This window comes from Bacillus badius NBRC 15713, assembly GCF_001591605.1.
GTDB classification, from domain to species: domain Bacteria; phylum Bacillota; class Bacilli; order Bacillales; family Domibacillaceae; genus Pseudobacillus; species Pseudobacillus badius.
In genome coordinates this window covers 85527-97728 of record NZ_BCVF01000006.1, presented here as the reverse complement: position 1 = coordinate 97728, position 12202 = coordinate 85527, and the positions used below count along the sequence as shown (strand labels likewise).

At 45.5% G+C, this 12202-nt stretch carries 11 protein-coding genes; all 11 read left to right on the top strand.

Translation table 11 applies throughout. The features are described 5' to 3' along the window. The first annotated feature begins 66 nt into the window (after positions 1 to 66). The 11 genes from BBA02S_RS04970 to rpsO all read left to right on the top strand — a co-directional run bounded on the left by BBA02S_RS04970 (position 67) and on the right by rpsO (position 12031). The gene (locus BBA02S_RS04970; RefSeq protein ID WP_041100040.1) at positions 67 to 4389 is read left to right on the top strand and encodes a PolC-type DNA polymerase III; all 4323 of its coding nucleotides are present in this window, start codon (positions 67 to 69) and stop codon (positions 4387 to 4389) included. 162 nt (positions 4390 to 4551) lie between these two features. Beyond that, positions 4552 to 5022, top strand: coding sequence for a ribosome maturation factor RimP (gene rimP / locus BBA02S_RS04965; RefSeq protein WP_041100042.1), 471 nt, complete (start codon positions 4552 to 4554; stop codon positions 5020 to 5022). An 81-nt stretch (positions 5023 to 5103) separates the two neighbouring features. Then, a complete protein-coding gene (gene nusA / locus BBA02S_RS04960) occupies positions 5104 to 6222 on the top strand; it encodes a transcription termination factor NusA (protein ID WP_041100044.1) in 1119 nt (372 codons plus the stop codon). A gap of 12 nt (positions 6223 to 6234) precedes the next feature. Further along, the gene (gene rnpM / locus BBA02S_RS04955) at positions 6235 to 6510 is read left to right on the top strand and encodes an RNase P modulator RnpM (RefSeq protein ID WP_041100046.1); all 276 of its coding nucleotides are present in this window, start codon (positions 6235 to 6237) and stop codon (positions 6508 to 6510) included. A 3-nt stretch (positions 6511 to 6513) separates the two neighbouring features. Next, the gene (locus BBA02S_RS04950) at positions 6514 to 6831 is read left to right on the top strand and encodes a YlxQ family RNA-binding protein (RefSeq protein ID WP_041100048.1); all 318 of its coding nucleotides are present in this window, start codon (positions 6514 to 6516) and stop codon (positions 6829 to 6831) included. A gap of 4 nt (positions 6832 to 6835) precedes the next feature. Beyond that, positions 6836 to 8989, top strand: a complete 2154-nt coding sequence (gene infB / locus BBA02S_RS04945; RefSeq protein ID WP_041100050.1) for a translation initiation factor IF-2 — start codon at positions 6836 to 6838, stop codon at positions 8987 to 8989. Then, positions 8986 to 9264, top strand: a complete 279-nt coding sequence (locus BBA02S_RS04940; RefSeq protein WP_041100052.1) for a DUF503 domain-containing protein — start codon at positions 8986 to 8988, stop codon at positions 9262 to 9264. The genes infB and BBA02S_RS04940 overlap by 4 nt, the downstream gene beginning before the upstream one ends. A gap of 13 nt (positions 9265 to 9277) precedes the next feature. Next, on the top strand, positions 9278 to 9631 hold the full coding sequence (gene rbfA / locus BBA02S_RS04935; RefSeq protein WP_041100054.1) for a 30S ribosome-binding factor RbfA: 354 nt from the start codon (positions 9278 to 9280) through the stop codon (positions 9629 to 9631). Positions 9632 to 9756: 125 nt separating this feature from the next. Then, the gene (gene truB, locus BBA02S_RS04930; RefSeq protein ID WP_041113111.1) at positions 9757 to 10665 is read left to right on the top strand and encodes a tRNA pseudouridine(55) synthase TruB; all 909 of its coding nucleotides are present in this window, start codon (positions 9757 to 9759) and stop codon (positions 10663 to 10665) included. A gap of 20 nt (positions 10666 to 10685) precedes the next feature. After that, positions 10686 to 11633: a bifunctional riboflavin kinase/FAD synthetase gene (gene ribF, locus BBA02S_RS04925; protein WP_041113196.1), complete on the top strand. Its 948-nt coding sequence runs from the start codon at positions 10686 to 10688 to the stop codon at positions 11631 to 11633. A gap of 128 nt (positions 11634 to 11761) precedes the next feature. Next, positions 11762 to 12031 carry a 30S ribosomal protein S15 gene (rpsO, locus tag BBA02S_RS04920; protein WP_041100058.1) on the top strand — a complete coding sequence of 90 codons (270 nt, stop codon included), beginning with the start codon at positions 11762 to 11764 and terminating at the stop codon, positions 12029 to 12031. Positions 12032 to 12202: the final 171 nt, after the last annotated feature.

The window sequence follows — 12202 nt, the reverse complement described above, 5'->3', positions numbered from 1 at the left end:
GGTGCCTTTTTCTTTCTGAATTTCTGTTAAAATAGAAGAGAACTTATAAATTTGGGAGGCATACAAATGAGTGAAGAATCCCAGGGAAGACGGCAGCGGTTTCAGCTGCTGCTGCAGCAATTAAAGCTGACAGAAGATGCAGTTGTTCGTCACTTTGAAGGGGCTGAGATTGAAAAGCTAACAGTAGAACGGCAAGCCAAGCGCTGGCACTTTTCTTTTGTGACAGAAACGATTTTGCCTTGCCGGCTGCTCCAAACCTTTGCGAATGCTTTGCATTCCTCTTTTAAAGAAATCGCTCAAGTGACGTTTGCGGTCAAAGCGAAGAATGCCGCCGTTTCAGAAGAATTGATCAGTGAATATTGGTCTTTTTGCATCAGCCAGCTGGAAGGAATCTCTCCTCCGATGCTTGCGCTGTTAAATAGAGGCGTACCTGTGGTGAAAGGAAATAAATTAATAGTCAGCGTCAGCAATGATACAGAGGGAATGACGCTCAAAAATAAATACAGCGACTGGATTTGCGGCACTTATCAAAATTATGGTTTTCCGCCGCTCACTTTTGATGTAGAAGTAATGGAAAAAGAGACAAATGACGAATTTCAGCAATTTCTCGAAGCAAAGCAAAAGGAAGACGCCGAGCGTGCTATGCAGGCGGTTGCTGAAATGCAGAAGCGGGAAGAGAGTGCGAGCGAAGACGGAGAAGCAGCCAGCGGGCCTTTGATGATCGGCTTGACAATCAAAGACGATGCCGATTTCAAGAAGCTGGAAGAAATACAGGATGAAGAACGCCGGATCGCTATCGAAGGGTATGTTTTCGATGCTGAGACAAAAGAACTTCGAAGCGGACGCACGCTGCTCACCTTTAAAATTACCGATTATACTGATTCCATATTAGTCAAAATGTTCTCCCGCGATAAAGAGGATGCTGCTCTGTTCAGCCGTCTGAAAAAGGGCATGTGGGTAAGAGCGAGAGGGACAGTACAAAATGACACATTTGTCCGTGATCTTGTGATGATTGCAAATGATGTCAATGAAATCGCTCCGGTTATGCGCCAGGACACTGCTCCTGAAGGAGAAAAGCGTGTAGAGCTTCATCTGCACACGCCGATGAGCCAAATGGACGCTGTCTCATCAGTCGGAGATTTAGTGGCTCAAGCAGCTAAATGGGGGCACAAAGCGATAGCCGTGACCGATCATGCCGTGGTCCAATCGTTTCCGGATGCCTACAGCGCCGGAAAAAAACACGGGGTGAAAATCCTATATGGACTAGAAGCGAATTTAGTGGACGATGGAGTTCCCATCGCCTACAATGATGCCCATCGTTTGCTGGCCGATGAAACGTACGTTGTATTTGACGTTGAAACGACAGGTCTTTCAGCCGTTTACGACACGATTATTGAATTGGCGGCTGTTAAAATTAAAGACGGCGAAATCATTGACCGTTTTGAATCATTTGCCAATCCGCACCATCCGCTTTCGGCGACGACAATTAATTTAACAGGGATTACCGATGACCTTGTCCAAAATGCGCCGGAAGTAGAAGAAGTGCTGAAGAAATTTAAAGACTGGACAGCAGATGCCATTCTTGTCGCCCATAATGCTTCATTTGATATGGGATTTCTTGATACTGGCTATGGCCGCTATCACCTGGGCCGATCCGCTAACCCGGTTATTGACACGCTGGAATTAGCCCGTTTTCTATATCCAACCATGAAAAATCACCGGTTGAATACACTTGCGAAAAAATTCGATGTCGAGCTTACTCAGCACCACCGAGCGATTTATGATGCGGAAGCAACGGGCTACCTGTTCTTAAGGATGCTCAAGGACGCAACTGAAAAAGGCATTTCTTATCATGATGACTTAAATACACATATGGGAGATGGCGGGGCGTATAAAAGAGCCCGTCCGTATCATTGCACGATCCTCGCGGAGAATGATACCGGCTTAAAGAATTTATTTCAGCTCGTTTCAATTGCGCACATCGATTACTTTTACCGGGTGCCGCGAATTCCGCGGTCTGTCTTGCAAAAGCATCGGGAAGGGCTGCTGATTGGTTCGGGATGCGATAAAGGCGAGGTATTTGAAAGCATGATGCAAAAAGGGATGGAGCAAGCAGAAAAAGCAGCCAAGTTTTATGACTACCTTGAAGTTCATCCGAAGGAAGTATATAGCCATCTGCTGGAGCTGGAGCTTGTCCGCGATGAACAGGCGCTTGAAGATATTATCAAAAAAATTGTCGAGCTTGGAGAACGGATGCAGCTGCCTGTAGCGGCAACAGGCAACGTGCATTATGTGAATCCAACTGATAAAATCCATCGCAAGATTTTGGTCAGCTCTCAAGGCGGAGCGAATCCGCTGAATCGCCATGAATTGCCGGATGTTCACTTTCGGACAACGAATGAAATGCTTGATGCATTCAGCTTCCTTGGCAAGGAGACGGCGGAGAAAGTTGTGATTCAGCATCCGAACGAGATCGCTGACCGAATTAGTGAGATCAAGCCGATTAAGGATGATCTGTATACGCCGAAAATTGAGGGTGCCGATGAAGAAATCCGCGAAATGAGCTATTCAAAAGCTAGGCAGATCTACGGCGAGGATTTACCTGAAATTGTTGAGGCGCGGTTGGAAAAAGAGTTAAAAAGCATCATTGGCCACGGCTTTGCCGTTATCTATCTCATTTCTCATAAACTCGTGAAAAAGTCGCTGGATGATGGTTACCTTGTCGGCTCAAGGGGATCGGTCGGTTCTTCTTTCGTTGCCACTATGACAGAAATTACTGAGGTCAATCCGCTGCCCCCTCATTATGTTTGTCCGAAGTGCAAAAAATCGGAGTTTTTCAATGATGGTTCTGTAGGCTCCGGCTTTGATTTACCCGACAAAAATTGTCCGGACTGCCAGATCAGATATAAAAAGGACGGACACGACATCCCGTTCGAAACGTTTCTTGGATTCAAAGGGGACAAGGTCCCGGATATTGACCTGAACTTCTCCGGAGAATATCAGCCTAGAGCACACAATTACACGAAAGTGCTATTCGGGGAAGAATATGTGTATCGTGCGGGAACAATCGGTACCGTGGCGGATAAAACAGCATTCGGCTATGTGAAAGGCTATGCAGGAGACAATAACTTACAGCTGCGGGGAGCAGAAGTGGATCGCCTTGCCAAAGGGTGTACAGGAGTGAAACGGACGACAGGCCAGCATCCGGGCGGAATTATCGTTGTGCCTGATTACATGGACATTTATGATTTTTCGCCGATTCAATACCCAGCTGACAGTGACAAATCCGAATGGAAAACGACTCATTTTGATTTCCATTCTATCCATGACAACCTGCTGAAGCTTGATATTCTCGGACACGATGATCCAACCGTTATCCGGATGCTGCAAGATCTTTCCGGCATTGATCCAAAAACGATTCCTACAGATGACCCGGAAGTAATGAAAATCTTCAGCGGAACCGAATCGCTTGGCGTGACAGAAGAGCAAATTATGTGTAAAACCGGCACGCTGGGCATCCCTGAATTCGGGACACGATTCGTTCGGCAAATGCTTGAAGATACAAAGCCAACTACTTTTTCTGAGCTTGTTCAGATTTCAGGGCTGTCCCATGGCACTGACGTTTGGCTCGGCAATGCGCAGGAACTGATCCATAACGGCATCTGTGAATTAAGTGACGTAATCGGCTGCCGTGACGATATTATGGTGTATTTAATTTACCAAGGGCTCGACCCGGCTTTTGCCTTTAAAATTATGGAGTCAGTTCGTAAAGGAAAAGGATTGACTGATGAAATGGAAGAGGAAATGCGCAGCAAAGAAGTACCTGAATGGTATATCGATTCCTGCAAAAAAATTAAGTATATGTTCCCGAAAGCGCATGCGGCTGCTTATGTTTTAATGGCTGTTCGGATCGCCTACTTTAAAGTACATTTGCCGCTTTTATATTATGCGGCTTACTTTACAGTCCGGGCGGAGGACTTCGATGTTGATGCCATGGTAAAAGGAGCAGTTGCCATTCGTTCGCTGATTGATGAGATCAACGCGAAAGGGCTCGAGGCTTCTCCAAAAGAAAAAAGTTTGTTAACTGTATTAGAGTTGGCGCTGGAAATGTGCGAGCGCGGCTTTTCCTTCCAAAAGGTAGATTTGTATCGGTCGAGTGCCGATCAATTTATCATTGATGGGGATTCGTTAATCCCGCCGTTTAATTCGATCCCTGGCCTTGGCACCAATGCGGCGTACAACATCGTTAAAGCGCGGGAAGAAGGAGAGTTTTTATCAAAAGAGGACTTGCAGCAGCGTGGAAAAGTATCTAAGACAATTATCGAGTATTTGGATAATCATGGATGCCTTGCTTCGCTTCCTGACCAGAATCAGCTTTCCCTTTTCTAAGCTCAATAACGGTCCAGTTGCATAAAATAAAGGGATATGGTATATTTTTAGTGGAAATACTAATTGATAACTCTCTTTGAAAGAGTGGGGCATCCCCACTCTTTCGTGTTTGTAAAGGAGTTTCATTCTTGGTCAGGGATTTTATTCAACCAGGGGGTATATATGAGCAAAGTAGTTGAAACAGTTGAACAGTTAGTGAAACCAATTACTGAAGAGCTGGACTTAGAGCTAGTCGATATCGAGTATGTAAAAGAAGGAAAGAACTGGTTCCTTCGCGTTTACATTGATAAAGAAGCCGGAGTTGATATTGAGGAATGCGGAATGGTCAGTGAACGGCTGAGTGAAAAGCTAGATGAAACAGACCCGATTCCTTATAATTACTTTTTGGAAGTTTCTTCTCCGGGAGCAGAACGTCCGCTTAAGAAAATGAAGGACTATGAGCGGGCGGTCGGAAAACGGGTGCATGTAAAGACCTATGAACCGATCGATGGAGAAAAAACATTTGAAGGCACGCTGCTTTCATTTGAACAAGAAGAGCTTGTAGTTGAGTACTTGATGAAAACAAGAAAAAAACAAGTGGTTATTCCGCTGGATAAAATAGCGAAAGCTCGCTTGGCTATTTCGTTTTCTTAAAACGGGATGGCCAAGGCCATTTGTTTGACGTCATGAACAAAAAATGACAGTTTATTATTATGTAAGGGGGCGGAAAGTCCGATGAGCACTGAACTGTACGATGCTCTTTTATATTTGGAAAAAGAAAAAGGGATCGAACGCAATTTAATTATTGAGGCGATCGAAGCGGCGCTTGTTTCTGCTTATAAACGAAATTTTAATCAAGCGCAAAATGTCCGCGTCGACTTAAATCTTGAAACTGGCACCATGCGTGTCTTTGCCCGCAAAGAAGTGGTAGACGAGGTATTTGATTCCCGCCTGGAAATTTCCGAAGCGGATGCTCGGGAAATTAATCCTTCTTATGAACTGGGGGATATTGTAGAGCTGGAGGTCACACCGAAGGACTTTGGACGCATTGCCGCCCAGACAGCTAAACAGGTTGTTACCCAGCGTGTGAGGGAAGCAGAGAGAGGCATTATTTATTCAGAATTTATTGACCGCGAGGAAGACATTATGACAGGGATTGTTCAGCGTCAAGACTCCCGGTTTATCTATGTCAGCCTTGGGAAAATTGAAGCGCTTCTGCCGCTGGCGGAGCAAATGCCAAACGAAAGCTATAAGCCTCATGACCGCATAAAGGTGTACATTACAAAAGTAGAGCGGACGACAAAAGGCCCGCAAATCTTTGTTTCACGAACTCATCCTGGCCTATTAAAACGTTTGTTTGAGATCGAAGTGCCGGAAATTTTTGATGGCACGGTAGAGATTCGCTCAGTGTCCCGGGAGGCGGGCGACCGTTCCAAGATTTCCGTCTATGCCGAGAACCCTGAAGTCGATCCAGTCGGCGCATGCGTGGGGCCGAAGGGAAGCCGAGTTCAGGCAATTGTCAACGAATTGAAAGGTGAAAAGATCGATATCGTTAAGTGGTCGGAAGATCCGGTCGTCTTTGTTGCCAATGCCTTAAGCCCGTCAAAAGTCATCGATGTACAAGTGGATGAGGAAGCAAAAGCGACAACGGTTATTGTGCCGGATTACCAATTGTCTTTAGCTATCGGCAAGCGGGGGCAAAATGCTCGCCTGGCAGCAAAATTAACAGGTTGGAAGATTGATATTAAGAGTGAAACAGACGCACGGGAGGCGGGTATTTATCCGCGTGACCACGCGGCTCCGGCTGTAGAAGACGAAGGCGCTTATGACTTTTCCTCCGAAGAAATTGAATAAGAGGTGAAGAGAATGAATCGCCCAAAGAAAGTTCCATTAAGAAAATGTGTCGCTACAGGCGAGATGAAAGCCAAAAAAGAAATGGTACGCATCGTTCGCTCTAAAGAAGGCGAAGTGTCAGTGGATAGGACCGGAAAAAAATCCGGCCGCGGCGCGTATTTGTCAAAGACCAAAGAAGCGGTGGAGCTGGCAAGGAGCAAAGGCATCTTAGCCAGACAGCTTAACGCAGAAGTACCGGACAGTGTATTTGAAGAATTGCTCTCTTATGTAGAAAAGGAGACGAACTAGCCGATGAATGAGCCTCAGTGGGCCAAATTGCTGGGATTAGCCAACCGGGCCCGCAAAATCATCTCGGGCGAAGAATTAACGGTAAAAGAAATTCAAAAAGGCCGGGCAAAACTTGTTTTGCTGTCGGCAGACGCATCACCCAACACAAAGAAAAAAGTACAGGACAAAGCAGCCTATTATCAAGTGCCATTAAGGTGGATAGATGATCGGTATGTTCTTGGCCAGGCCATCGGCAAAGAGGCAAGGGTAGTCGCAGCTGTTACAGACGCGGGGTTTGCTAAAAAGCTTTCCGCCCTCCTCGATCATACTATGCGGGGGTGAACAGATGAGTAAACAAAGAGTACATGAGTATGCGAAACAAAAAAACGTGTCAAGTAAAGTGGTCATTGAAAAACTCAAAGAGTTGAATGTAGAAGTCTCTAACCATATGACTGTTATTGACGAGGAGGCTATACAAAAATTGGAAAAATCTTTTACGAATAATAAACAAACAAAAACAAATTCTTCCGGGAATTCTAATTCTCAAGGTCCAAGCCGGAATACATCTTCAAGCAAGGGAAAAACGGGAAATAAAGGACCTGGCGGACAGAAAAATTCTCAGCAAAAAGGATTTAATCAAGGAAAAGGGAACAATAAAAATCAAGGGAGAGGCAAGCAGCAAGGAAACAAGCAGCGGCAATCCAAACCAGCTGTAATGCCGCAGCCGCCAAAGGTAAAGGAACTCCCTGAAAAAATCACATTTGCTGGCTCATTAACTGTGTCGGAGCTAGCTAAAAAGCTCAACCGCGAGCCGTCTGAAATTATTAAAAAGCTGTTTATGGTTGGCGTAATGGCTACCATAAACCAAGAGCTTGACAGCGATGCTATTGAATTGATAGCGGGTGAGTACGGGGTTGAAGTGGAGGAAGAGGTCCTGATCGATAAAGCGGACCTGGAAGTTTACTTCGAAGAAGAACAGGATGAAAATAACAAGAAAGAGCGTCCGGCTGTCGTGACAATTATGGGTCACGTAGACCACGGGAAAACAACGCTCCTTGATTCCATTCGTCATACGAAAGTGACGGAGGGGGAAGCTGGCGGGATTACCCAGCATATTGGTGCTTACCAAATTGATATTAGTGATAAGAAGATTACCTTCCTTGATACACCGGGGCATGCTGCGTTCACAACTATGCGGGCCCGCGGAGCCAAAATCACAGATATCACCATTCTTGTGGTGGCAGCGGATGACGGTGTGATGCCACAAACGATTGAAGCGATCAACCATGCGAAAGCAGCGGAAGTGCCTATCATCGTAGCTGTCAATAAAATTGATAAGCCAACAGCCAATCCGGATCGGGTAATGCAGGAGCTGACAGAGCACGGTCTCGTTCCGGAAGCATGGGGCGGCGAAACGATTTTTGTACCGCTTTCCGCGAAAACAGGTGAGGGCATTGAGCAGCTTCTTGAAATGATTCTGCTTGTAGCAGAAGTGGAAGAATTAAAAGCCAATCCGGATCGCCGGGCTATCGGAACAGTAATTGAAGCGGAGCTTGATAAAGGACGCGGCTCTGTTGCTACCTTACTTGTTCAAAATGGCACCCTGAATGTTGGAGATCCGATTGTTGTCGGCAATACGTTTGGCCGTGTGCGCGCCATGGTGAATGATCTTGGCCGCCGCATCAAAACAGCAGGCCCTTCTACCCCAATCGAAATTACAGGCTTGAATGATGTTCCGTTAGCCGGAGATCGTTTCGTCGTATTTAAAGATGAAAAGACAGCCAGACAAATTGGTGAAGCGCGCGCCCAAGAAGCTTTGCAAGCACAGCGGAGCGAGAAATCACGTGTAAGCCTCGATAATTTGTTTGAACATATGAAACAAGGGGAAATGAAAGACTTAAACATCGTTTTAAAAGCGGATGTTCAAGGGTCGCTTGAAGCAGTGGCCGCCGCCCTTCGGAAATTGGAAGTAGAAGGCGTAAATGTGAAAATCATTCATACAGGCGTCGGTGCGATTACGGAGTCTGATATTATTCTCGCTTCTGCCTCCAATGCTATCGTTATCGGCTTCAATGTTCGTCCGGATGTGAACGCGAAACGGGCAGCAGAAGCAGAAGAAGTAGATGTTCGCCTGCACCGTATTATCTACAAAGTCATTGAAGAAATTGAAGCAGCGATGAAAGGGATGCTTGATCCTGAGTTCCAAGAGAAGATTATTGGCCAGGCGGAAGTGCGCCAAACCTTTAAAGTATCTAAAGTAGGAACGATTGCTGGTTCTTATGTGACAGAAGGAAAAATCACCCGCGACAGCGGTGTGCGTTTAATTCGTGACGGCATTGTTATTTTCGAAGGGGAAGTAGACGCGCTCAGACGCTTTAAAGATGATGCAAAAGAAGTCAGCCAAGGCTATGAGTGCGGTATTACAATTAAAAACTTCAACGATGTAAAAGAAGGCGACATTATCGAAGCCTTCATCGAGGAAGAAATTGAACGCAAATGATCGGTTATGCTGAGGTAGAATATTTAATTTACAACTCGCATTCCTTAAAGGAAAAACGGGCTGTGCTGCAGCGTACACTCACGCGTCTGAAGCAAAAATTAAATGTTTCCGTGGCAGAAATGGATCATCAGGACGTTTGGCAGCGTACAAAATTAGCTGTTGTTACTGTCGCTTCATCGAAGAAGGCGGCAGAAAGGGAGCTGGCGAATGCCTTGCATTTTCTTGACTCCTTCCCTGAATGGGAGCGGCTGGCTGTTTCCTATGAATGGCTATAGTGAGGTGAGAAAAATGACTCTTCGTTCAAATCGTGTTGGTGAACAGATGAAAAAAGAACTGACAGACATATTGAATCGAAAAGTAAAGGACCCGCGCATCGGTTTTATTACCGTAACCGACGTGGAAGTGACCGGTGATCTTCAACAAGCGACAGTCTATATTACTGTGCTTGGCAATGAAGAAGAGCGCGAAGGAACATTAAAGGCCTTAACAAAAGCAAAAGGGTTTATCCGTTCGGAGGTTGGGCAGAGAATCCGTCTACGCAAAACGCCGGAGCTGCTCTTTGAAATGGATGAATCGATTGAATACGGCAACCGTATCGATACTTTATTAAGGGAAATTAATAGTCCTTCCGCAGATCATTGATAAACAGGAAAGGAACATAAGGTTCTGGCTTCTTCAGTGAATGAGATATAGACTTTTCAGTGCTATATTCATTTCTTCTTAAGAAGCTGGAACCTTTTTTCTGCCGGAAAAAGGAGAGAAGCTACATGAACGGAATACTTCCTCTTTGGAAGGAAAAAGGAATGACCTCGCACGATTGTGTGTTTAAGGTGCGCAAAATTTTAAAGATGAAAAAGGTGGGCCACACTGGTACGCTTGACCCTGATGTAGAAGGAGTGCTGCCCATTTGTCTCGGGCGGGCAACGAAGCTGGCCGAATACATTATGAACTCAGGAAAAGTATACGAAGGCGAAGTAACCATTGGCTTTTCGACAACAACAGAGGATGCATCCGGCGACATCGTAGAACAACAGCCGGTAAGTTCGAGAATTTCACGAAAGGATATTTTGTCAGTGCTGCAGTCGCTGACCGGTGAAATTATGCAGACTCCCCCGATGTTTTCGGCTGTGAAAGTGAATGGGAAGCGGTTGTATGAATATGCCCGCCAAGGAATTGAGGTGGAAAGACCTTCAAGACAGGTAACTATCCACCAATTGGATTTGCTGGATGAGAGAGAATGGTTTGAAGGTGAAGCTATTCAATTTTCTTTCCGCGCATCCTGCAGCAAAGGCACTTACATTCGGACACTGGCTGTGATGATTGGCGAAAGGCTCGGCTACCCAGCGCATATGTCCAAGCTTATAAGAACGTCTTCTGGGGGATTTGACAAGCAGCAGTGCATCACGCTCGACGAACTCAAGCAGCTTCAAGAGAAAAGCGCCGTTTCTTCTATTGTCCAGCCGCTTCAAACGGGAGTCGAACATTTGCCGAAATGGACAATAAATGATACATTAGCAAAGAAAGTAATGAACGGTTCTGTGCTCGATATGCCGGCGGACTGGCCGGAAAAAGCAACGGAGGCCGCGGTATTTTCAGAGGAGAATTTACTGGCGATTTATAAGCTGCATCCAGATAAGCCGGGGAAAGTAAAACCGGTCAAAGTGCTAGCTGACTGACAGGAGGACAGGTGAAAACGGTGAAAGTGTATATGTTGCATCATCCCCATAGCTTACAAAAAGAAAATTTGCCCTCTTTAGTAATGGCTCTTGGCTTTTTTGACGGAGTCCATACCGGGCACCAGCAAGTGATTCTTGCGGCGGTAGAAAAAGCAAGGAATCAGGGTATGAAAAGTGCGGTGATGACATTTGATCCTCATCCGTCCGTCGTTCTTGGAAACAAACATAAACAAATAAAATATATTACGCCCATAGGTGAAAAAGTAAAAAGAATTGAAGCGCTGGGAGCCGATTATTTATTTGTTGTCCGGTTCACCTCTGATTTTGCAGCGCTTGAACCGCAGCAATTCGTTGATCAATATGTGATTGGCCTTCATGTCAAGCATGTCATAGCCGGCTTTGATTATACATATGGACGCCTGGGCAAAGGAACGATGGAAACCATGCCGTTTCATTCGCGCGGCACCTTTACTTCAACGATCATTGATAAGTGGGAGTACCATCAAGAAAAAGTCAGCTCCACAAAAATCCGTCAGCTGTTGAGGGAAGGAAATGTAGAAGAGGCAGCAGGCCTGCTTGGAAGGCCATACGAGGTCCAGGGAACAGTCATCCATGGGGATAAGCGCGGCCGGAAAATCGGCTTTCCGACTGCAAATGTGGAGGTAGAGGAAGATTATCTCATTCCGGAAACAGGTGTATACGCGGTGCGTCTAAAGGTGAAGGAAGAGTGGCACGATGGCGTCTGCAATATTGGTTACCGCCCGACCTTCAAGCACCCGGATGAGCATAGCCTGTCGGTTGAAGTCCATATATTCGACTTTGATCGCTCTATATACGGAGAAGAAGTAGCCATTAAATGGTATGCCCGCCTGCGGGGAGAAGAAAAGTTTAACGGCATTGAGGCCCTCGTGGCGCAAATTGATAAGGATAAGCAGTCAGCGGCTGCTTACTTTGCCGGGCAAAAGTAAAGAGGTTGCATTTTATTGCAAAATAAGCTATGATTAGAAATGGATTATTTGAACCTTTGCTCAGCATCGCGCCGCTCCAGCGCCTGCTTGGTAACAGGGGATTTTATAAAAACTAAGGAGGAATTACAATGGCTTTAACTCAAGAACGCAAGAATGAAATTATCAACCAATTCAAAACTCACGAAAGTGACACTGGTTCTCCAGAAGTACAAATTGCTGTACTTACAGAGCAAATCAATACACTAAACGATCATTTGCGCACTCATAAAAAAGATCATCATTCACGCCGTGGTTTGTTAAAAATGGTTGGACGTCGTCGTAACCTGTTAACTTACCTTCGTAACAAAGATGTTCAGCGTTACCGTGAATTAATTCAAAAGCTTGGCTTGCGTCGCTAAGCCGTTCAGAAAGCGGGATTTGTTCCCGCTTTTTTATTAGGTGAAAAATGATTGGGATTTAATTCCAAAAGAAAATGTAAAGTATATGAGTAACCGGTGTTTTTCGGTGAAAAATAGACAAGATAGATAAATTCAACGATATAACTTTGCATCAATCATCCCGAATGTTAT